22 protein-coding genes are annotated in these 21,750 nt (G+C 61.9%); 7 read left to right on the top strand and 15 right to left on the bottom strand.

The features are described 5' to 3' along the window. Positions 1-193 precede the first annotated feature (193 nt). The 3 genes from BMX59_RS13535 to BMX59_RS13525 all read left to right on the top strand — a co-directional run bounded on the left by BMX59_RS13535 (position 194) and on the right by BMX59_RS13525 (position 4,773). Positions 194-781: a UPF0149 family protein gene (locus tag BMX59_RS13535; RefSeq protein ID WP_058424934.1), complete on the top strand. Its 588-nt coding sequence runs from the start codon at positions 194-196 to the stop codon at positions 779-781. Between the two features lie 20 nt (positions 782-801). Further along, the gene (locus tag BMX59_RS13530) at positions 802-1,185 is read left to right on the top strand and encodes a YbaN family protein (protein WP_071491302.1); all 384 of its coding nucleotides are present in this window, start codon (positions 802-804) and stop codon (positions 1,183-1,185) included. Positions 1,186-1,302: 117 nt separating this feature from the next. Beyond that, the gene (locus BMX59_RS13525; RefSeq protein WP_093122266.1) at positions 1,303-4,773 is read left to right on the top strand and encodes a hybrid sensor histidine kinase/response regulator; all 3,471 of its coding nucleotides are present in this window, start codon (positions 1,303-1,305) and stop codon (positions 4,771-4,773) included. 24 nt (positions 4,774-4,797) lie between these two features. Here the strand turns inward: BMX59_RS13525 and rmuC are convergent, their stop codons facing one another. Both rmuC and BMX59_RS13515 read right to left on the bottom strand, forming a co-directional pair. After that, a complete protein-coding gene (gene rmuC / locus BMX59_RS13520) occupies positions 4,798-6,162 on the bottom strand; it encodes a DNA recombination protein RmuC (protein WP_170856059.1) in 1,365 nt (454 codons plus the stop codon). Between the two features lie 175 nt (positions 6,163-6,337). Further along, positions 6,338-6,661, bottom strand: a complete 324-nt coding sequence (locus BMX59_RS13515) for an SEL1-like repeat protein (RefSeq protein ID WP_025855837.1) — start codon at positions 6,659-6,661, stop codon at positions 6,338-6,340. 457 nt (positions 6,662-7,118) lie between these two features. On the opposite strand from BMX59_RS13515, the gene BMX59_RS13510 reads away from it, so the two are divergent. The 4 genes from BMX59_RS13510 to BMX59_RS13490 all read left to right on the top strand — a co-directional run bounded on the left by BMX59_RS13510 (position 7,119) and on the right by BMX59_RS13490 (position 10,292). Next, positions 7,119-7,424: a hypothetical protein gene (locus BMX59_RS13510; RefSeq protein ID WP_093122261.1), complete on the top strand. Its 306-nt coding sequence runs from the start codon at positions 7,119-7,121 to the stop codon at positions 7,422-7,424. A 444-nt stretch (positions 7,425-7,868) separates the two neighbouring features. After that, entirely contained in the window at positions 7,869-8,093 is a 225-nt protein-coding gene (locus BMX59_RS13500) for a hypothetical protein (protein WP_005790139.1), read from the top strand. 280 nt (positions 8,094-8,373) lie between these two features. Further along, a complete protein-coding gene (locus tag BMX59_RS13495) occupies positions 8,374-8,856 on the top strand; it encodes a hypothetical protein (RefSeq protein WP_092242982.1) in 483 nt (160 codons plus the stop codon). Positions 8,857-9,002: 146 nt separating this feature from the next. Then, complete coding sequence (locus tag BMX59_RS13490; protein WP_093122255.1) at positions 9,003-10,292, top strand: OmpP1/FadL family transporter; 1,290 nt, start codon at positions 9,003-9,005, stop codon at positions 10,290-10,292. A 65-nt stretch (positions 10,293-10,357) separates the two neighbouring features. Here the strand turns inward: BMX59_RS13490 and BMX59_RS13485 are convergent, their stop codons facing one another. The 13 genes from BMX59_RS13485 to cobO all read right to left on the bottom strand — a co-directional run bounded on the left by BMX59_RS13485 (position 10,358) and on the right by cobO (position 21,731). Beyond that, positions 10,358-10,909, bottom strand: coding sequence for a glutathione peroxidase (locus tag BMX59_RS13485; protein ID WP_093122251.1), 552 nt, complete (start codon positions 10,907-10,909; stop codon positions 10,358-10,360). Between the two features lie 150 nt (positions 10,910-11,059). Beyond that, positions 11,060-12,259, bottom strand: coding sequence for an MFS transporter (locus tag BMX59_RS13480; protein ID WP_170856058.1), 1,200 nt, complete (start codon positions 12,257-12,259; stop codon positions 11,060-11,062). A gap of 63 nt (positions 12,260-12,322) precedes the next feature. Continuing rightward, entirely contained in the window at positions 12,323-12,727 is a 405-nt protein-coding gene (locus BMX59_RS13475) for a MarR family winged helix-turn-helix transcriptional regulator (RefSeq protein ID WP_058424943.1), read from the bottom strand. A gap of 42 nt (positions 12,728-12,769) precedes the next feature. Beyond that, positions 12,770-13,498, bottom strand: coding sequence for an adenosylcobinamide-GDP ribazoletransferase (locus tag BMX59_RS13470; RefSeq protein WP_093122244.1), 729 nt, complete (start codon positions 13,496-13,498; stop codon positions 12,770-12,772). Between the two features lie 2 nt (positions 13,499-13,500). Continuing rightward, complete coding sequence (gene cobC / locus BMX59_RS13465) at positions 13,501-14,076, bottom strand: alpha-ribazole phosphatase family protein (RefSeq protein WP_093122239.1); 576 nt, start codon at positions 14,074-14,076, stop codon at positions 13,501-13,503. Then, complete coding sequence (cobT, locus tag BMX59_RS13460) at positions 14,073-15,128, bottom strand: nicotinate-nucleotide--dimethylbenzimidazole phosphoribosyltransferase (RefSeq protein WP_093122235.1); 1,056 nt, start codon at positions 15,126-15,128, stop codon at positions 14,073-14,075. The genes cobC and cobT overlap by 4 nt, the downstream gene beginning before the upstream one ends. Next, positions 15,125-15,646 (bottom strand): bifunctional adenosylcobinamide kinase/adenosylcobinamide-phosphate guanylyltransferase, encoded by a 522-nt coding sequence (gene cobU, locus BMX59_RS13455; protein ID WP_093122231.1) that lies wholly within the window; start codon positions 15,644-15,646, stop codon positions 15,125-15,127. The genes cobT and cobU overlap by 4 nt, the downstream gene beginning before the upstream one ends. Positions 15,647-15,833: 187 nt before the next feature. Then, positions 15,834-17,285 (bottom strand): cobyric acid synthase, encoded by a 1,452-nt coding sequence (locus tag BMX59_RS13450; protein ID WP_093122226.1) that lies wholly within the window; start codon positions 17,283-17,285, stop codon positions 15,834-15,836. Beyond that, entirely contained in the window at positions 17,282-18,271 is a 990-nt protein-coding gene (gene cobD / locus BMX59_RS13445; RefSeq protein WP_092242956.1) for a threonine-phosphate decarboxylase CobD, read from the bottom strand. Before cobD ends, BMX59_RS13450 begins: the two co-directional genes overlap by 4 nt. Then, entirely contained in the window at positions 18,264-19,172 is a 909-nt protein-coding gene (gene cbiB / locus BMX59_RS13440) for an adenosylcobinamide-phosphate synthase CbiB (protein ID WP_093122220.1), read from the bottom strand. Before cbiB ends, cobD begins: the two co-directional genes overlap by 8 nt. Further along, on the bottom strand, positions 19,169-19,819 hold the full coding sequence (gene bluB / locus BMX59_RS13435; protein ID WP_071491316.1) for a 5,6-dimethylbenzimidazole synthase: 651 nt from the start codon (positions 19,817-19,819) through the stop codon (positions 19,169-19,171). The genes cbiB and bluB overlap by 4 nt, the downstream gene beginning before the upstream one ends. Next, complete coding sequence (locus BMX59_RS13430; RefSeq protein WP_093122215.1) at positions 19,816-21,123, bottom strand: cobyrinic acid a,c-diamide synthase CobB; 1,308 nt, start codon at positions 21,121-21,123, stop codon at positions 19,816-19,818. The genes bluB and BMX59_RS13430 overlap by 4 nt, the downstream gene beginning before the upstream one ends. Then, positions 21,120-21,731 carry a cob(I)yrinic acid a,c-diamide adenosyltransferase gene (gene cobO / locus BMX59_RS13425; protein ID WP_010208674.1) on the bottom strand — a complete coding sequence of 204 codons (612 nt, stop codon included), beginning with the start codon at positions 21,729-21,731 and terminating at the stop codon, positions 21,120-21,122. The genes BMX59_RS13430 and cobO overlap by 4 nt, the downstream gene beginning before the upstream one ends. Between the last annotated feature and the right edge of the window lie 19 nt (positions 21,732-21,750).

Genomic DNA, 21,750 nt, shown 5'->3' with positions numbered 1-21,750 from the left:
TCCGTAAGCGAAGTTTTCGCGGGCTGGCGCTTGGCCTGCAAGGGCATCACAAAACGCGGCAGTATACCCGAGCGATCTGCGGCAAAGGGCATCACTGACGAATAGCCGCCACGATCTAAAATGCCGTGCGGCTGGCCTGGGCGCTCAAGAAAGCCTAGAATTCAGCATCGTTTATTCCCAAGGTAACTCTTCAATGTCCTTCGCTGAGCAACTAACCCGCCTGCAAGCCTTCCTCGACGCCGATGAGCTGCATGACGAGGCGCTGGACTACGTGGCCGCCCACGGCTACCTGACCGCCTTGTCGATCTGCTCCGAGGTCGTGCCTGACCGTGAATGGATCGACGCGCTGTTCGCCGAAGAGCCGCACTACACCGACGCCGCCCAACGCGAAGAAATCGAAGCCACCCTGCTGGCCCTCAAGGCCCACATCGGTCGCCAGCTGGCCTCGGACGAAGAGTTCGAGCTGCCGTGCGAACTGGACCTGGGCGAAGAGCCGGATGACTCCGACCTGCGCGGCTGGTGCATCGGCTTCATGGAAGGCGTGTTCCTGCGCGAAGCCGCCTGGTTTGAAACCGCCGAGGAAGAAGTCAGCGAAATGCTGCTGCCGATCATGGTCGGTTCGGGTCTGTTCGACGACCAGCCGGAGTTCTCCGACATCGCCGCCGACGCCAACCTGATGGACGACATGATCGTGCAGATCCCGGAAGCCCTCACCGCGCTGTACCTGCTGTGCAACGCCCCTGACGAAAAACCGGCGATCCTCAAGCCACGTCACCACTGAGTCGTTTGCCCGTGACACCCATGGGCAACCGTCCGCTGCTCCTGCGCTACCTGCTGCTGGCCATTGGTTGGCTGAGCGTAGCGCTGGGGGTCATCGGCATTTTCCTACCGGTATTGCCGACCACGCCCTTCCTGCTGCTCGCCGCCGCCTGCTTCGCCCGAAGCTCCCCGCGTTTCTACCACTGGCTGGTGCAACACCCGCGCCTTGGCCCGTGGATCCGTGATTACCTGGACGGCAACGGCATCCCGCTCAAGGGCAAGGTCTACGCCATCGGCTTGATGTGGCTGAGCATCGGCGTGTCCTGCTATTTAGTGCCCCTACCGTGGGCGCGCGGCTTCATGCTGACCAGCGCCGTGCTGGTGACAATCTACATCCTGCGCCAGAAAACCCTGCCACCGCGCTGAATGACCTGCGACATTCGATCCCACACGACCTTGGTCGACACTGACTAACCCCAGGCATCATGCGAGACTGTCCAACCGGGCCTGGAATGCCCGGGCGTTCCTATGCTCGGAGTTACCATGACGCTGTCCAGCGGGCTGATCGCCGCCGTTGCCCTGGCCTATATGGCCATTATGTTTGCCATCGCCTTCTACGGTGACCGTCGCCGTGCGCCACTGCCGCCGCGCATGCGTGCCTGGGTGTACAGCCTGTCGCTGGCAGTTTATTGCACCAGTTGGACCTTCTTTGGCGCCGTAGGCCAGGCCGCCGAACAGCTGTGGGCGTTTTTACCGATTTACCTGGGGCCGGTGCTGCTGCTGGTGCTGGCACCCTGGGTGCTGCAGAAGATGATTCTGATCAGCAAGCAGGAAAACATCACCTCCATTGCCGACTTTATTGCCGCGCGCTACGGCAAATCCCAATCGCTGGCGGTGGTGGTCGCACTCATCTGCCTGGTCGGCGTATTGCCTTACATCGCCCTGCAACTCAAAGGCATCGTGCTGGGCGTGAACCTGTTGATCGGCGCGGGCGCGGACACCACCGGCACCCGCGCCCAGGACACCGCGTTGATTGTGTCGCTGGTGCTGGCGCTGTTCACCATCGTGTTTGGTACGCGCAACCTCGACGCGACGGAGCACCACCGGGGCATGGTGCTGGCGATCGCGTTTGAATCCCTGGTCAAGCTGTTCGCCTTCCTGGCGGTCGGCGCGTTTGTGACCTACGGCCTGTACGACGGTTTCGGCGACCTGTTCAGCCAGGCCATGTTGGCGCCACGGCTGGAGGAATACTGGAAAGAGACCGTCAACTGGCCGTCGATGGTGGTGCAGACCGGCGTGGCGATGATGGCGATCATCTGCCTGCCGCGGCAGTTTCATGTCACGGTGGTGGAAAATATCGACCCTCAGGACCTGCGTCTGGCCAAATGGGTGTTCCCCGCCTACCTGATCCTGGCCGCTCTGTTTGTAGTACCGATCGCCCTGGGCGGCAAGATGATGCTGCCGGGCTCGGTGCTGCCGGACTCCTACGTGATCAGCCTGCCCATGGCCGAAGCCCACCCAGCGCTGGCGGTGCTGGCCTTTATCGGCGGCGCCTCGGCGGCCACCGGCATGGTGATTGTGGCGAGCATCGCCTTGTCGACCATGGTCTCCAACGACATGCTACTGCCGTGGCTGCTGCGCCGCTCCAGTGCCGAGCGCCCGTTCGAAGTGTTCCGCCACTGGATGCTGTCGGTACGCCGAGTCAGCATCGTCATCATCCTGTTGCTGGCCTACGTCAGCTACCGCCTGCTGGGGTCCACCGCGAGCCTGGCGACCATCGGCCAGATCGCCTTTGCCGCCGTGACTCAACTGGCACCGGCGATGCTCGGTGCGCTGTATTGGAAACAGGCCAACCGACGCGGCGTGTTTGCCGGGCTGGCAGCGGGCACTTTCCTATGGTTCTACACCTTGGTCCTACCGGTAACGGCGAAAAGCCTGGGCTGGTCCCTCAGCCTTTTCCCAGGACTGACGTGGATGCATTCCCACCCACTGGGTCTGTCCGTGACGTCGTTGACCCTGGGCACCGTGTTCTCGCTGGCGGGCAACTTCACGCTGTTCGTGTGGGTGTCGATGCTGTCGCGCACGCGGGTTTCCGAACACTGGCAAGCCGGGCGTTTTATTGGCCAGGAAATCAGCCAACGCGCCAGCGCCCGCTCGATGCTGTCGGTGCAGATCAGTGATTTGCTCAGCCTGGCCGCGCGCTTTGTGGGTGAAGAACGCGCCCAGCAGAGTTTTATCCGCTTCGCCTATCGTCAGGGCAAAGGCTTCAACCCCAACCAGAATGCCGACAACGACTGGATCGCCCACACAGAGCGGTTGCTGGCCGGTGTACTCGGTGCCTCCTCGACCCGTGCCGTGGTGAAAGCCGCCATTGAAGGGCGGGAAATGCAGTTGGAGGACGTAGTACGCATCGCTGACGAAGCCTCGGAAGTGCTGCAGTTCAACCGCGCCTTGCTGCAAGGCGCTATCGAGAACATCACCCAGGGTATCAGCGTGGTCGACCAGTCCCTCAAGTTGGTGGCCTGGAACCGGCGTTATCTGGAGCTGTTCAACTACCCGGACGGACTGATCAGCGTCGGCCGGCCGATTGCCGACATCATCCGCTACAACGCCGAACGTGGCTTGTGCGGGCCAGGTGAGGCCGAAGTGCATGTGGCGCGCCGCCTGCACTGGATGCGCCAGGGCCGTGCGCACACGTCTGAACGCTTGTTTCCCAATGGTCGCGTGATCGAGCTGATCGGCAACCCGATGCCCGGCGGTGGCTTCGTGATGAGTTTCACCGACATCACTGCGTTCCGTGAAGCCGAGCAAGCCCTTACAGAGGCCAACGAAGGCCTGGAACAACGGGTCACCGAGCGCACCCACGAACTGTCGCAGTTGAACGTGGCGCTCACCGACGCCAAGGGCGTGGCCGAGTCCGCCAGCCAGTCGAAGACGCGTTTCCTGGCGGCGGTCAGCCATGATCTGATGCAACCCCTGAATGCCGCGCGCCTGTTCTCCGCCGCCCTCTCCCACCAGCAGGACGGCCTCTCCAGCGAAGCCCGGCAATTGGTGCAGCATCTGGACAGCTCACTGCGTTCCGCCGAAGACCTGATCAGCGACCTGCTGGATATTTCGCGCCTGGAAAACGGCAAGATCAATCCGCAGCGCCAGCCTTTTGTGCTTAACGAACTGTTCGACACCTTGGGCGCCGAGTTCAAGGCGCTGGCCCAGGAGCAAGGTCTGCGCTTCCGCCTGCGCGGCAGTCGTTTGCGCGTGGACAGCGACATCAAGTTGCTCCGCCGGATTCTGCAGAACTTTCTTACCAACGCATTCCGTTATGCCGACGGCCCGGTGCTACTCGGCGTACGCCGACGTAAAGACGCGCTGTGCCTGGAAGTGTGGGACCGTGGCCCGGGAATCCCACCGGATAAACAAAAGGTGATCTTCGAGGAATTCAAGCGCCTGGACAGCCACCAGACCCGCGCCGAGAAAGGCCTGGGGTTGGGCCTGGCGATCGCCGACGGCCTGTGCCGCGTGCTGGGCCACCGCCTGAGTGTGCGTTCATGGCCCGGCAAGGGCAGCGTATTCAGCGTGCGCGTGCCGCTGGCCCGCAACCAGACCAGCCCGCAGGTCAGGACGCCGCAGGAAACCGGCCTGCCGCTGAGCGGTGCGCAGGTGCTGTGCGTGGATAACGAAGAAAGCATCCTGATCGGCATGCGCAGCCTGCTGACGCGCTGGGGCTGCGAAGTCTGGACCGCCACCGACCAGGCGCAATGCGCGGCATTGCTGGCCGATGGCGTGCGTCCGCAACTGGCGCTGGTGGACTACCATCTGGACCATGGCGAAACCGGGACTGAACTGATGGGTTGGCTGCGCGCGCAATTGGCGGAGCCGATTCCCGGTGTGGTGATCAGCGCCGACGGCCGTCCGGAGATGCTGGCCGAGGTGCATGCGGCGGGGTTGGATTACCTGGCCAAGCCGGTGAAACCGGCAGCGTTGCGGGCATTGTTGAGTCGGCACCTGCCTTTGTAGGAGACGGCAGGCCGACGCCTACCGTTACTCGGGCAGATGGGCCACGCCATCTGAATCGGTCATCGCCCGTTCCAGCAAATCAGCAGGAAGACTCTTGCTGGCCCGCGCACCGAGCAACCTCAATTGCTCAGTCCGGCTGACCAGATTTCCGCGCCCATCCGTCAGCTTGTTACGTGCTGCGCTGTAAGCCTTATCCAACTGCTGCAAACGGTTACCCACTTCATCCAGGTCCTGGATAAACAACACGAACTTGTCGTACAGCCAACCGGCGCGCTCGGCGATCTCCCGGGCATTCTGGCTCTGGCGTTCCTGCTTCCACAGGCTGTCGATCACGCGCAGGGTGGCCAGCAACGTGGTCGGGCTGACGATCACGATATGGCGGTCGAAGGCTTCCTGGAACAGGTTCGGCTCGGCCTGCAACGCAGCGGAAAACGCTGCTTCAATAGGTACGAACAGCAACACGAAATCCAGGCTGTGCAGGCCCTCCAGGCGCTTGTAATCCTTGCTCGCCAGCCCCTTGACGTGATTACGCAGCGACAGTACGTGCTGTTTCAGGGCCGCCTGGCCGATGACCTCATCATCCGCCGCCACGTATTGTTGATACGCGGTGAGGCTGACCTTGGAATCCACCACCACCTGCTTGTCACCAGGCAACATGATCAGCACGTCCGGCTGGAAGCGCTCGCCATCCGGGCCCTTGAGGCTGACCTGGGTCTGGTACTCACGGCCTTTTTCCAGGCCCGCGTGCTCCAATACCCGTTCAAGGATCAGCTCCCCCCAGTTGCCTTGGGTTTTCTGGCCCTTCAACGCACGAGTCAGGTTGGTGGCTTCATCCGACAGACGCAGGTTCAGTTGCTGTAGGCGCTCCAGCTCTTTAGCCAGGGAAAAACGCTCGCGCGCCTCGTTCTGATAGCTTTCTTCCACGCGCTTTTCGAAAGACTGAATGCGCTCCTTCAGCGGGTCGAGCAATTGGCCCAGGCGCTCCTGGCTGGTTTCGGCAAAGCGCTGTTCGCGCTCATCGAAGATCTTGCCGGCCAGCTCGGCGAACTGCGCGCGCAGCTCATCCCGCGAGCCTTGCAGGTCGGTTAGGCGTTGTTGATGGCTGTCCTGTTGTTCGCGCAGTTCGGCGCGCAAGGCAGCTGAAAGAGCGTCGAGGCGGCGCAGCTCAGTCTCCTTGGCGCTGCGGTCGAGGTTCCAGGCGTGGGCGGCGTCGCGGGCATTGTCGCGGTCGATCTGCAGCAGCTCGACTTCGCGGCGTAAGGCAGCCAGGTCGGCCTGCTTGGCGGCGTTGGCCTGGCTCAGATCGCTGATCTCGTCGCGGCTGGCATCCAACTGCGCGGCGAGGCCCTCCTGGGCCAGTTGTGCGGTGGCCAGGCGCTCTTCGAGCAGTTCCCAGCCGGTCATGCGGGCGGTCAGACGCCGCTGAAGCTGCCAGCACACCGCCAATAAAGGCACGGCAGCGCCGGCGAGGCCCAGGGCGATACTGGTCCAGTCAAAAACCATAGACATGTCTGCCATCACCGAAAAAAAGCAAGGTTAGCGGAGCCCAGGGCCTGAGGACAGCTCAGTCTTCGACCTGGCCCAGTTCACGCTGGGCGCGACGGTCGCCGGCACGGGCCGCCAGGCGCAACAGGTCGTGGCCGATGCGGCGGTCGCGGGCATTCCCACATTCACGGCACATCAGTTGGCCCAGGCGACTTTGGGCAGCGACCACGCCTTCACGGGCGGGCTGCTTGAGCAAGCGCCCGGCGAAGTGTTTGACGTTGGTGTTATGACCCAGGCGCGGACTGTCGAGCAGCCACAAGGCAACTTTCAAGGAGAAGCGCTTGGGGGCGGTAACAGTTTGAGGGGTATCGGTAACAGAAGGTGATACTGAGCGAAACTTCATAAAGCACTGTGGGACAGATCGGAAGGCGCGCCACTCTACTCTTTTTTTCGTACAGGTAAAGCTGAAAAAACTCTGCACGCCCGTTCTAGAGCAAGCGCTTTGGACAATCCACAGAAGCTGTGGATAACTCAGTGGACAACCCCCCTTTAACTCGCGCAAAGCCCCATGGAATGGGGGCCGCAGTCAAACTGACGATTTTTTCACCAATAAAAAAAAGCCAGATTTTTCATTGACTTAAATTTCCATTGCAGGCAAATGGCAGCCCCTCAGAGCAGTTGACAGCGTGGTTACACACCCCGCAACTAATGTGCACAACTACCCATCCGACGGTTATATCACGGGCGTTTTTTGAAGCAACTTGCTGCAAAGATGTTACCGCCAAGGCCAACCAGGGACTTTTCAAATCTTGCCGGGCTCGCCACACTCCCCGACCTACAGCGCAACGGTGGAGGGGTCGATGAAGGGAATTCTGTTGTTCGCGGTGCTGCTCCTGGCCATCTGTGCCATTTCCTTGGGAATCAATGCGGCGCTGCCCTCTCCGGACGGGGCACTGTTCGCCATCGCCATTCTGCTGTCGGCGGCGTTCACGGCCGTGAGCTTGTGCATTGAGCTCGGCGAAGGCCGGATCAACGATATGAGGGATGTTATGAAAGTGGTCGAGACCGGCCAATCCCTGCGCTTGACCCTTGCCGCTTACGGCCTGGGTTGCTCGCTGGCAGCAGCAGCCACGGTACTGGCTTATCGGGGCCTGCTGGGCGGCTGATTGAAGTTTTTTGGCTAACACACTTCCCTTACCCGTTTCAATCCGTTACTATCCGCGGCGTTAGTACCAAGCTGAAAGTCAATTCTGGTCGAACAACTCCCTTGTACAACACGGGATCGACCACCTCGATGGTTTCAAGGTATCACTTGCGACGACACTGCCTTTGAACAAGCAAAGGGTGCCGCGAAGTTTCCATACTCTGACCGAACCAACCTGCAAATTGATCAGGATCTTCACCCTGGGCCCAGAACCTTTGCCCCTGTTGTGTCGCCTGCCCTCCTAAGTACCTACCTGCCAGCCCAAGCGCGCCTAACTTAATAGCGCTTCAAACTGGCTGCTTTGTTCCAGTCGGGTTCTTCGTTCGATCAATGGTGATCAACGTCACTGGAACGTTTTAATACGGCACGGTTCTTATCTGTGTCATTTGTAGGAACACCAATAATTATGAACGCTCAAATCCACACTCAGGATGCCATTCGCACCCTCACCAACGCTTTTGCTCCAATGAACTGCCTGATCATGGCCGCTCGCAAAGGCTGCTTCAGCTTCACCCTGGTCAACGAACACGGCATCGCTCGTCACAGCGAACGCCTGTACCCCGATCAATACTCCAGCGCAGAACCGCTGCAGGCCGTGATCGAGCGTACCCGTCAGGCACTGACTGCCTGATCGACCCGAGTCGCTGAAACACAAAAACCCTGTTTAAAAAGCAGGGTTTTTTATTGCCCGGAATTTGCCCACCGAGCTCTTGCACTAAGTTCAAATAGATATAAACGTTATAACTAAATGAAGAAGATGTTTTAAAAACAGTCCTTTACATCGCAAATATGACACTACACTTCAACTCAAGCGGCATGATCCGCTTCCGGCGAGCCTGAGATCCGATCCACTGCTGCCAAGCCCCCACCTTCTCAGGCCTCGTCGACCACTTTCACGGATTGAGGCTTGTATGGGTATCGCTGCCAGCGAATTGTGTCGTTATGTGATCAGGCCGACGTTGATGTACCTTGGCCGACATAACCCGACGGCCGAGTCACTGCTGCTGGGCATTGCCGCCAGCCAGTCGGAACTCGGTTCCGCCTTGCACGACCGGCGTGGACACGGCCTGTACAGCATCACCGAACCGCGCCACCGCGCGTTGTGGGACGACTACCTGGCGCTGGACCCCGAGCGCGCCAGCCTGGTACGCGGCCTCGCCAGCCAGCACGCGTTCCTCAGCGCACCGCAACTTGAGCTGACGGTCAACCTGCGTTATGCCACGGCCATCGCCTGGCTTTTGGTGGAACAACACACCCCTGCACTGCCCCCGCCCGGTGATGTGCTGGGCATGGCACGTATCTGGAAAGAAATTTTTCATCCACAAGGAAGGCTGCGCGATTTCACTCAAGCCTGGCAAACCTGTGTTTCACCCATGAATCAGGTGGTTTGCTGACCGGGCAATTTGCAAGATTCGCCAAAAAATCAGAATTTTGGTCGGATTGTCCTACAAAACCGCTCTATCTCCTGCATTACAGCCTATAGCGCGATGTTAAATTTATTGTTACTTTCCGCAGCGGTGATCACCACGGAGTTCTAATAATGAAAAAAGTAATGCTCAAGACCACACTTAGCCTCGCCGTTGCAATGGCCTCTTCCCACGTGTTCGCAAGTGGCTTCGCCCTTAACGAACAAGACGTCGCGGGAATGGGAACGGGTTTCGCAGGCCGCTCTTCTTCTGCCGAAAATGCAAGTACCGTTTATGGTAACCCTGCCGGTATGGCTCGCCTTGAAGGCCAGCAAGTCACTGGCGGTGTTGCAGCGATTGATGCCTCAAGCAACATCAAGGATGTCAGCGGCCGCTCTTCAGGCACGAACAAAGGCGATATGGTGCCTTTCACTGCCGTTCCTTTCGGTTTCTACACCAATAAACTCAATGAACAATGGGCTGTCGGTTTCGGCGTCTATGCTCCGTTTGGCCTCGTGACAGACTACGAAAATGGCTTCCAAGGCAAAGCTTTTGGCAGCAAAAGCGAAGTGACTGTCATCACCTTCCAGCCTACGGTGAGCTACGCCTTCAACGATCGGGTTTCCATTGGTTTTGGCCCGACCATCAACCGTATCGCTGGTACGCTCGAGTCCGATATCAACCTGCCAATCAATGGTACCGGCTCCAACAACATCAAGATCAAGGGAGATGACACCGCCGTCGGCTTCAATGCCGGCCTGCTGGTTCAAGCCACTGATACAACTCGCGTGGGCCTGACCTACCACTCGAAAGTGAAGTACAAGCTCGAAGGCCATACTGAAGTGACCAAAGGCACCAACGTTCCGGCTACGCTGCTGAACAATGGCCGCTACGACGCGTCACTGAAGATCGACACGCCTGAATCCTGGGACTTCTCGGTTACTCAAGATATGAGCGACGCGTGGAAACTCTACGCAGGCGCTACTTGGACCCGTTGGAGCCGTTTGAAAGACATTACCGTCAATAACGAAGGTGTATCGGCCGCAGCCGGTAGCGGTGCTTTGGCTCCGCAAATTGTCGGTACCATCAAAGAAGACCAGAACTGGCACGACACTTGGGCCTATGCCTTGGGTACCTCGTATCGCGTCACCAAGCAAGTGGTGCTGCGTACCGGCCTGACCTTCGACCAGTCGCCGACCAACAACAAAGACCGTTCGCCGCGCATCCCAACCGGTGACCGGACTATCTTCAGTCTCGGCCTTGGTTACGATGTAATGCCGAATATGACCGTTGATCTGGCTTACTCCTACCTCAAGGAAGAACCAGTCAAGGTCGCTCGCGCCAACGCATTGGGCCAGTCCTACAATGCTAAGTACGAGAACAGCGCCAACGGTTTTGGCCTGGGCGTAACGTACAAGTTCTGATCTGACACCGCATGAAAAAGCCCCGCTCTCCTGCAAAGGAAGCGGGGCTTTTTAATGGCTGGCCCTCAAGGTTTGGAGGCGATCGCCTGTTCCACCGCCTTGATCAGATCCGGATTGTCCGGCTTGGTCAAACTGGAAAAATTGGCAATCACCTTGCCCTGCCGATCCACCACGTACTTGTAGAAATTCCACTTCGGCGGCGCGTCGGTCTGCTGCGCCAACACCTTGAATAGATGCACCGCATCCGGTCCCTTGACCTTCTGTGGCTCGGTCATGGTGAAGGTCACGCCGTAATTCACGTAGCAGACCTTGGCAGTCTCTTCGCCAGTCTTGGCTTCCTGCTTGAAGTCATCGGACGGCACGCCGATCACTTCCAGCCCTTGGCCCTTGTAGCGTTGGTACAACGCCTCAAGGCCTTTGAACTGCGGGGCGAACCCGCAGAAGCTGGCAGTGTTGACGATAACCAGCGGCTTGCCGGCAAAACGCTGGCACAGGTCGATGGATTCCTTGGCGCGCAGCTTGGGCAACTGGCCCTCCAGCAGCGGCGGGCAACTGGCGGCCAGGGCGACACTGCCAATGGCCATCAGGACGGGTACAGCGAGCCAACGCATCTGCATATCGTGTGTCCTTAAAAGTATTCAGACCACGAACTTAACAGATCGCCATACCCAGTTGCATCAACGCCAGCCCGCCATGCTGCCAGCCCCACCAGGCCAGCAGCACCAGGAGCAGCCCCGCGACGAGGATCAGACCGCGTAACGCTACACTCATGCCGCCTCCATCTGCGCCTGCAAGCGCGCCACCGGCCGCTCACGCACCGGCCAGTTCAGGGCGGCGGCGAGCAGGCTCAACAGAATCGCCACCTGCCAGATCAAATCGTAGTTGCCGGTTCGATCATAGACCACCCCGCCCAACCAGCCACCCAGGAACGAACCCAACTGGTGGAACAGGAACACGATCCCACCCAGCATGGAGAGGTTTCGCACACCAAACAGCGTCGCCACGGTGCCGTTGGTCAACGGTACCGTGGATAGCCACAGGAAGCCCATTGCCATGCCAAACAGGTAGGCCGTAATCTCGGTGACCGGCGCCCACAGAAACAGCACGATCACCACCGCACGCAGCAGGTACAAGCCCGTCAGCAAGCGTGGTTTGGACATGCGCCCGCCGAGCCAGCCGGCGGTGTAGGTCCCGAAGATATTGAACAGGCCAATCAGAGCCAGCACCGTGGTGCCAACCGTGGCCGGCAAGTGCTGGTCTACGAGGTAAGCCGGCAGGTGCACGCCGATAAACACTACTTGAAAACCGCAGACAAAAAAGCCGAACGCCAGCAGCCAGAAGCCGGAATGGGAACAGGCTTCCTTCAAGGCTTCACGCAGGGTCTGCTGGCCGGCCAGCGCCGGTAGCGGCCGGTCCTTGAGCATGGCGACCAGCGGCAGGATCAGCGCCACCATCAAGCCCAGTGCGAGCAATGCCGCCGACCAGCCCAGCCAACTGATCAAACCCAGCGTGCCCGGTACCATCGCAAACTGGCCGAACGAACCGGCAGCACTGGCGATCCCCATCGCCATGCTGCGTTTTTCCGGCGCCACCGCGCGGCCGACCACACCCAGAATCACTGAGAACGAGGTGCCGGACAGGCCGATACCAATCAACAAGCCCGCACTGAGGGACAACGACCACGCCGAATCGGACATGCCCATCAACACCAGGCCAACGGCGTACAGAACACCGCCGACAAACACCGCTTTGGTGGCACCAAAACGGTCGGCCAGGGCGCCGGTGAACGGCTGCGCCAGACCCCAGATCAGGTTCTGCAGGGCGATGGCGAAGGCGAAGGTCTCGCGGCCCCAGCCAAACTCGCTGCTCATCGGCGCCAGGAACAGGCCGAAACCGTGGCGCACGCCCAACGACAACGCCAGGATCAGCGCACTCCCCACAAGAATCCAGCCACTGGTGCGCCACATCGAGGTCATTTCTTATTCTCCGCTCGCGGGTATATACCCGCTTGTATTCGAACAAACTCCCTTTCAGGCGAGTTCGTCCAGCAAGGCCAACAAGGTTTCGCGTTTTTCCGCGCCGAGTTGATCGATCAATTTCTGCTGCGCCGCCTCCCAGGCGGGTAATGCGGCGGCGAGTCGCGCCTCACCCTCCCGGGTCAACATCACCAGGCGATTGCGCAGGTCGTCGCCTTCCACCAGTTGCACCAGGCCCTCGCCTTCCAGCACCCGCAGGTTGCGGCCCAAGGTGCTGCGATCCAGGCCCATGGCTTCCGCCAGGCTGGAAATGCTCGGCTGGTCGAGTCGTTGCAGGTTGCACAGCAAAGAATACTGGGCGACGTTGATCCCGAAGCCGTCGAGAGCGCCGTCGTAATGCCTGCTGACGCCACGGGCGGCACGTCGCAGGTTGGTACATAAACATTGGGAGGCAAGCATGGAACGTGTATATACCCGCGATTAAGGAAATGCAAGAAAGTGTTACAGCGCCAGGCCGACCAACACCACGACTTCCAGCAGCTCCAGCAAGGCCCCAGCGGTGTCACCGGTGATGCCGCCCAGGCGATTGACCATCAGTTGGCGCAGCCCCAGAAAGCAGACCGCCGCGAGCAATACCGCAACCCCGCCGCTGAAGCCGCCAATCAGGATGCAGGCAAGACCACTGAGGATCAGTACCTGTTGACCGACAATCCTCGGTAAATGATCCGACAGTGCCTGGCCCAGTCCCCCTGCACGCACATAGCGCGTGGTGAGAAACAGCGCCAGCATCGAGGCGCGGCCGATCAGCGGCGCCAGCATCAGTGCCACGCCGTTCTGCTGCTCGATCAAGGCCACCAACGCGGTGAATTTGAGCAACAGCACCAACCCCAGCGTCACCACGGCAATCGGCCCGCTGCGCGGGTCCTTCATGATCGTGAGCGTGCGCTCGCGGTCACCGAAGCCGCCCAGCCAGGCATCGGCGCTGTCCGCCAGGCCATCCAGGTGCAAGCCGCCACTGAGCAATACCCAGGCAGTCAGTAACAGTGCGGCATGCAGCAGCAATGGCGCGCCCATCAATACGCTGTTCAGCGCCCACAACAGCACGCCGAACAACAGGCCTACCACCGGATAAAACAGCAGCGAACGCCCCAGTTCCTGAGGCTGTGGCATGCCCGGCAGGCGAATCGGCAGGCTGCTGAGAAATTGCAGGGCGATCCAGAATGGCAGCACGTCTACTCCCCTTCCTTCAGAGTTCCGTCAGCCGCAACCTGCAGGCTGAACAGCCCACCATGACCGACCTCGACGTTCAACAACTGCTCCCGGGGCAAGCCACGCGCCTGCGCCAGTAACAGGCGCATCACACCGCCGTGACTGATCAACAACACCCGTTCACCGGCATGCGCCTGATGCAAACGTGAGACAGCACCCAGAACCCGTTCGGAAAAGGCGCTGACCGGTTCCCCGTCCGGCGGTGTAAAGCTATAAGGATCGGCCCAGAACAGCCCCAGTCCTTCGGCGTCGGTCTCCATCAAGGTCGCCGCACTCTGCCCTTCCCACGCACCGAAGTGCAGCTCTTGCAGGTCCTTCTCCAGCGTCACCGGCAGCTTGAGCCGGGCGCCCAATTCTTCGGCAAATCGCGCACAGCGTTGCAACGGCGAACTGATCAGGCGGTCCCACGGCCCCCGCGCCACCACGGCCTCGCGCATCTGCACCCAGCCATTGGCGGTGAGTGCATCGTCCAGGCTGCCGCGCAGGCCGCCACCCAGCTCGGTTTCGCCGTGGCGCAGCAGGTCGAGGTGCAAGATCATGCCGGGCGGTCCGCCACGGCGGCTTCGGCGAAGGTCGCCATCTGCCCGTGCAATGCACAGGCAAGGCGCAACAACGGCACTGCCAGCGCCGCACCACTGCCTTCGCCCAGGCGCAGGCCCAGTTCCAGCAACGGCTGCGCGTCGAGGTGTTGCAGCACATGACGATGGCCAGGCTCGGCGCCGCGATGGCCGAACACCAGCCACTCGCGGCATGCCGGGTTCAGGCGCGTGGCGACCAGTGCCGCGACGGTGCAGATGAACCCATCCACCAACACCACGATGCCTTCCTGGGCACACGCCAGGTATGCACCGACCAGCGCGGCGATCTCGAAGCCGCCGAGATTGAACAGGGTCTGCAAGACATCGCCGCGTTGGGCGGCATGCACCGCCAGTGCGCGCTCGATCACGGCCACCTTGTGGCTCACGCCCTGGGCATTCAAGCCGGTGCCCGGCCCCGTCAGGTCACTGGCCTGGCAGTCGAGCAAGGCACACGCCAGGGCACTGGCGGCGGTGGTGTTGCCGATGCCCATCTCGCCGCCGATAAACAGCTGTGCACCGCTAGCCAACGCACGCCGCGCACTGTCGCGACCGGCTTGCAGGGCACGTTGCCCCTGGGCCTCGGTCATGGCCGGGCCGTTGACAAAATTGGCGGTGCCCGCGCCGATGTTCAGGTGACGCACACCGGGCAGGTCCAGGGACGGGGTCACCGTGCCCAGGTCGATCACTTCCAACTGTGCTTCCAGCTGCCGCGCCAAGACGCTGATAGCCGCACCACCGCTGACGAAGTTGTGCAGCATCTGCCCGGTGACCTCCTGGGGAAACGCCGACACACCTTCCGCGACCACGCCATGGTCACCGGCGAAGATGGCGATCCACAGCGCCTCCACCGACGGTTTGACCTGGCCCTGCAAGCCGGCCAATTGCACCGCCAGCGCTTCCAACTGGCCGAGGGAGCCGGCCGGTTTGGTCAGTTGCTGTTGGCGTGCCAGGGCGTGTTCGTAGGCTTGAGTGTCAATCGCCTTACACGGGTTGAGCCACCAGGTGTCAGTCATAACGCAGTACCTTTCAAAGTCAGGGGCAGGCCGGCGACGGTCAGGACAACACGCTGACATCGCTCGGCCAAGGCTTGATGCAGCCAACCGGCTTCATCCACATAGCGGCGAGTCAATTCGCCCAGCGGCACGACACCCAGACCGGTCTCGTTGCTGACAAAAATGATTTCACCCGGCAGCGCGACCAGGGTTTCCAGCAGTTGATCGCGCTCGGCGGCCAGACGATGCGAATCCTCAAGCATCAGCAGATTGGTGAGCCACAGGGTCAGGCAATCCACCAGCAGGCAGCGCTCGGTTGCCGCGTTGTCGCGCAGTACCCGCGCCAGTTCAACGGGTTCTTCGATCAGCCCCCAATGGTCGGGGCGACGCTGGCGATGCAGGGCGACACGCGCGCTCATCTCGCCATCCAGCGGTTGGCTGGTGGCGATGTACGTGACGGGCAAGCCACTGTCGCTGGCAAGCTTTTCGGCGAGGCGGCTTTTGCCGGACCGGGCACCACCGAGGATCAGCTGGAGCATGACATAACACCTCGTTTCGCCAGTGGGGCCCTCGAAGCTGGCACGGCTCCCTGTGGGAGGGAGCTTGCTCCCGATGGCGTGGCGCCAGTCAGCCCATTGGCTACTGACGCACCGCCATCGGGGGCAAGCCCCCTCCCACCTTTGGGTTGCAGTGCAGCAGTTGAATACTCAGCACATTCGCTCACTGTCAAATCCCACATAGTTTGCGTAACAACTCAGTATCCAAATGGTTTTCCACCAGATCAGCCAGGCGCTCGATATCGCGCTCGCGCAGGGCGTGGTAATCCACTTCCTGCACGTCCTGCAAACCGGCCCAGCGCAACAAGGCGCTGCACGCGGCCGGGCTTTCGAACAAGCCATGCAAGTAGGTGCCGAGGATTTGCCCATCGGCACTTTGTGCGCCGTCCATGCGACCGTCATCGAGCAACACGGCAGCGTTCGACAACGCGTCGCCAGACGTCACGCCCGCATGGATCTCATAACCGCTGACCTCGGCATTCTCCAACAACAAACGTCCACGCACGTTGCGCAACTGCTTCTCTTCTTCCAGCGTGGTACTGAACGCCAGCAGCCCCAGGCCATCGCTGGAACCGGCAGGCCCTTCCAGGCCCAACGGGTCGTGCACTTGCTCGCCGAGCATCTGCAAGCCGCCGCAAATGCCGAGCACCTTGCCGCCATAACGCAAGTGACGCGCCACGGCGGCGTCCCAACCGTTGGCACGCAGATAGGCCAGGTCGCTGCGCACACTTTTCGAGCCGGGCAGGATGATCAGGTCGGCGGCCGGGATCGGCTGGCCTGGCCCGATGAATTGCAAATCCACCTGGGGGTGCAGGCGCAGCGGGTCGAAATCCGTATGGTTGCTGATGCGCGGCAACACCGGGACCACCACCTTGAGCACCTGGGCCGCCTTGTCGATCTGGCGTTGGTCGATGCCGTCCTCGGCTTCCAGGTGCAGGTCCATCACGTAAGGCAGAACGCCCACCACCGGTTTGCCGGTGCGTGCTTCCAGCCAGTCCAGGCCGGGTTGCAACAGCGCGATGTCACCGCGAAAACGGTTGATGATGAAGCCTTTGACCCGCGCCTGTTCCGTGGGTGACAGCAGCTCCAGGGTGCCGACCAGGTGGGCGAATACCCCGCCGCGATTGATATCGGCAATCAGCAACACCGGGCAATCCACCGCCTCGGCGAAGCCCATGTTGGCGATGTCGTTGGCGCGCAGGTTGATTTCCGCCGGGGAGCCAGCGCCTTCCACCATGACCACGGGATAGGCCTGGCTCAACCGGGCGTGGGAGGCCAGCACCGCCTGCATCGCAATGGCTTTGTAGTCGTGATAGGCCACGGCGTTCATGGTGGTCACGGCACGGCCGTGGATGATCACTTGGGAGCCGGTGTCGCTGTTGGGTTTGAGCAGCACCGGGTTCATGTCGGTATGAGGCGCCAGGTTGGCGGCCTGGGCCTGCACCGCCTGGGCGCGGCCGATTTCACCACCTTCGGCGGTCACGGCGCTGTTGAGCGCCATGTTCTGCGGCTTGAAAGGCGCCACGGCCACACCCTGGCGCACCAGCCAGCGGCACAACGCGGTCACTAACGTACTTTTGCCGGCATCGGAGGTGGTGCCCTGCACCATCAGCGTACTCATGTTGCGTCCTTATAGGCGGCCAGGGCGTCGTCGAGGCGCTGCCAGTCGGCCTCAGTGTCGGGCAGGCCGAAACGCAGGCTGCTGTCGTGGACGAACAGGCGCAGCAGAATGCCGCGCTGGGCCATGAATTCGTGCACACGCTCGGCATGGGGCGTGATCAGCCATTGGAACAAGGCACAGCCGCCCTGGGGTGGAAAGCCGTGGCGCTCCAGCAACGCGAACAAGCGCTGGCCCGCCTCGATGCAACGCGTGCGTTGCCGCGCATGCCCGGCGGTGTCGCGCAGGCACACCTGGCCCAGCACCCGCGTCGGCCCGCTGACCGCCCAGGGGCCGACCTGCTCGGCGAGCAACTTGAGCAACTTGCGCTCGGCCAACACAAAGCCCAGTCGCACGCCGGCCAGGCCGAAGAACTTGCCGAACGAACGCAGCACGATCAAACCGACCTGATGCGCCTGGCCGGCCAGGCTCACTTGCGGGGTGACGTCCATGAAGGCCTCATCCACCACCAGCCAGCCGCCGCGCTGGGCCAGCCGCGAGTGCCAATCCAGCAGGCGTTGCGGGCTCAGGCTCAGGCCGGTGGGGTTATTGGGGTTGACCACCACGAGCACGTCGAGGCCATCAAGAAAGAAGTCGACTTCCTGTTCCTGCACTTCGCGCACCACGTAACCGGCACGGCGCCAGGCTTCGGCGTGTTCGGCATAGCACGGCGACAGCACGCCGACCTTGCCGGCACGACGCAGTCGCGGCAACAACTGGATCGCCGCCTGGGAACCCGGCACCGGCAATAGATGCGCAGCGCCGTAGTATTCGCTGGCGGCCTGCTCCAGGCCGTCGTCGGTTTCCGGCAGGCGAGCCCAAGCGCGCAGGGGAATCTCGGGGATCGGCCAGGGCCAGGGCGCGAGCCCGCTGGACAGGTCGAGCCAGTCGGCTTCAGCTATCCCGTACTGAATCGCTGCCTTGCGCAGCCGGCCACCATGCTCAAGCATAGAATTGCGCCCCCGCGCATAGGATCAGCAGCCACAACCATACGCCGCGCTGCACCAGTTGCCAGCCCCGATCGATGGAATCGGCATCCGCCGCCGGGCCTTCGCCCAGTTGTGGACGATGGTGCACTTCGCCGTGATAGATCGCGGCACCGCCCAGCTCCACGCCCAGGGCGCCCGCACCAGCGGCCATGACCGGGCCGGCGTTGGGGCTGTCCCAGGTCGGGCCTTGGGTGCGCCAGCATTTGAGCGCCAGCCGGGTCTTGCCCAGCAACACGTAGGTCAACGCCACCAGGCGCGCGGGAATGTAGTTCAGCACATCGTCGATTTTTGCTGCTGCCCAACCGAAGCGCTCAAAACGCTCGTTGCGATAACCCCACATGGCATCGAGGGTGTTGCTCAGGCGGTAAAGCACCACGCCCGGCACACCGGCCACCACAAACCAGAAAATCGCAGCGAACACCGCATCGCTGCCGTTCTCCAGCACCGATTCGGTGGCGGCACGGGCGACTTCGGTGCGGTCCAGCTCGCTGGTCTGACGGCTGACCAGGTAGCTCACGCGTTTGCGCGCCGCCTCCAAGTCATCACTGCGCAGGGCCTGGGCCACCGGGATCACATGCTCGCCAAGGCTGCGCATGCCAAGGGCGCAGTACAACGCCAGGATCTCCAGTACCCAGCCAATGTAAGGCGCCCACGACAAGGCCGTGGCCAGCAGCGTCAGCGGCACCACGGCGATAAACCACGCGGTCACGCCATGGCTGCGCCAGCCACGGCCACCGGTATTGAAACGTTGCTCGATGCGCCCGGCAAAATTGCCGAACGCCACCAGCGGATGCCAGCGCCTGGGTTCGCCCAGCAGCGCATCCAGCGCGACTGCAGCGACACACAGCAAGGCCACACTCATTGACTCACTCCCCACGCATTTTCATACAACATGTCACTCAACGGTCGAGGCTCGGTCCAGCCTTCGAGCTGCAACATCGGTGCCGGGTAGAACTCGGCCACCGGCCCCAGGCACAACACGGCCAGGGGTTTCGCACCAGGCGGCAAACCCAGCAGATCGGCCAGCGCCTGGGGTTCGAACAACGAGACCCAGCCCATGCCCAGGCCTTCGACCCGCGCCGCCAGCCACAAATTCTGGATAGCACAGGACAATGACGCCATGTCCATTTCCGGCAGGGTGCGACGCCCGAAGATGTGCCGCTCACGATCATCCATCAACGCCGCTACCAGCACTTCGGCACAGTCGTGAATGCCTTCGACCTTGAGCTTCATGAACTCATCGGAACGCTCGCCCAGGGCTTCGGCGGTGCGTACGCGTTCTTCTTCCACCACCTGTTGAATCTGCCCACGCAACTGGCGATCGCTGATGCGAATAAAGCGCCAGGGCTGCATCAGGCCGACGCTGGGCGCCTGGTGTGCGGCCTGGAGCAAGCGGTGGAGCAGCTCGGGGGCGACAGTGCCGCCGCTGAAGTGGCGCATGTCGCGGCGTTCGGCGATGGCGCGGTAGACGGCGTCGCGGTCGGCCTGGGGAAAAGCGTTGTCGCTCATAGTGCTGGATCGGGCGCGAACAATGCGGCCACCGCCTGGGGATTGGATGGGAAATAGAAGTGTACGTAGGACGCCGTCATCCGCCCCTGCCGATACACCGCCTCGGCACCGCGCCCGCCATTGGGGCTCAGGCCACGGGCAATCGGTTGCCATTCAGTGGTGGTCAGGGAGTGGTGATAGGTATGGCCACGCAGCGTGCCTTCCGGCAATTCGACGCTTTGCAGGGCCAGGGCCGCCAGTTTCTTTTGCATCACCGCGTCGCCCTGCAACAGGCCGAGCAGTTCAGCGCGGATGCCGTCGACATCGGTCAGCGAGTCCAGCAGGTAGAGCATGCCGCCGCATTCGGCAAGCAAGGGTTTGCCGGCCGCGTGGTGAGCGCGAATGGCGTCGAGCATCGGGATGTTTTCCGACAGCGCCTGGTGGTGCAATTCCGGGTAACCGCCGGGCAGGTAGAGGCTGTCGGCATCAGGCAATTGGCGATCGTGAATCGGCGAGAAAAACGTCAGCTCAGCGCCCATTGCGCGCAGCAGGTCGAGACTCGCGCCGTAGGTAAAGGCGAAGGCCTCATCGCGGGCCACGGCAATGCGCACGCCCTTGAGCAACGGCTCAGCCTCGATCACTTGGGGCGCAGCGAACGTAACCGGCGGCGGCAAGGCGACTTCGCAACTGCTGCCCAACGCTTGGGCGGCGGCGTCCAGGCGTACATCGAGGTCATTCAGTTCGCTCGCTTGCACCAGGCCGAGGTGGCGACTGGGCAGTTCGATACCGGTCTCGCGTGACAATGCGCCATACCAGCGCAGGCCCTCGGTGAGGCTGCCTTCGAGCAGTTGCGCATGACGCAGGGTGCCGACACGGTTGGCCAATACGCCGGCGAATGGCAGATCCGGCTGATAGCGCGCCAGGCCCAATGCCAACGCGCCGAAGGTCTGCGCCATGGCCGTGCCGTCGATCACCCCCAGCACCGGCACGCCGAAGTGTCGCGCCAGGTCGGCGCTGGAGGGTGTGCCGTCGAACAGGCCCATCACGCCTTCGATCAGGATCAGGTCTGCCTCCCCCGCCGCTTCCCACAGCAAACGACGACTTTCCTGCTCGCCCACCATCCACATATCCAACTGATACACCGGCGCACCGCTGGCGCGTTCGTGGATCATCGGGTCGAGAAAGTCCGGGCCGCATTTGAATACGCGCACCTTGCGCCCCAGGTTGCGGTGCAAACGGGCGAGCGCGGCGGTGACGGTGGTTTTGCCCTGGCCGGACGCCGGAGCGGCGATCAAAACGGCAGGGCAATGACGGGGCTGATTCAAAGTTCGACGCCCTTCTGTGCCTTGATACCCGCCTGGAACGCGTGCTTGAGCATGCCCATTTCGGTGACGGTGTCGCCCATTTCGATCAACTCGGGCTTGGCGCCGCGGCCGGTGACTACCACGTGTTGCATCGGTGGACGGGCTTGCAGGTCGCTGAGGACCTGGTCCAGGTCGAGGTAGCCGTGCTTGAGCGCGATGTTCAGTTCGTCCAGCACCACCAGGCCGATGGAGGGGTCCTGCAGCAATTCGCGGGAGACTGCCCAGGCGGCCTCGGCGGCGGCGATGTCGCGCTGGCGGTCCTGGGTTTCCCAGGTGAAGCCTTCGCCCATTACATGGAAGCGCACTTGCTCGGGGAAGCGACGGAAGAACAATTCTTCTCCAGTGCTGTTGCGCCCCTTGATGAACTGCACCACACCGCACTGCATGCCGTGGCCCATGGCACGGGCCAACATGCCGAACGCGGAGCTGCTTTTACCTTTGCCGTTGCCGGTCAGCACCAGCAGCAGACCGCATTCGTTGGGGGAGTTGGCGATGCGCTCGTCGATCACGGCTTTTTTGCGCAGCATGCGCGCCAGGTGGCGTTCGTCGCGGTCGGGGGAATCGGTCATGGCAGCTCTCCGTTGGGGC

The sequence above is a fragment of the Pseudomonas sp. NFR09 genome (assembly GCF_900111535.1).
In the GTDB taxonomy this organism is placed as follows: Bacteria; Pseudomonadota; Gammaproteobacteria; order Pseudomonadales; family Pseudomonadaceae; genus Aquipseudomonas; species Aquipseudomonas extremorientalis.
This window is presented reverse-complemented; position numbering and strand designations above follow the sequence as displayed.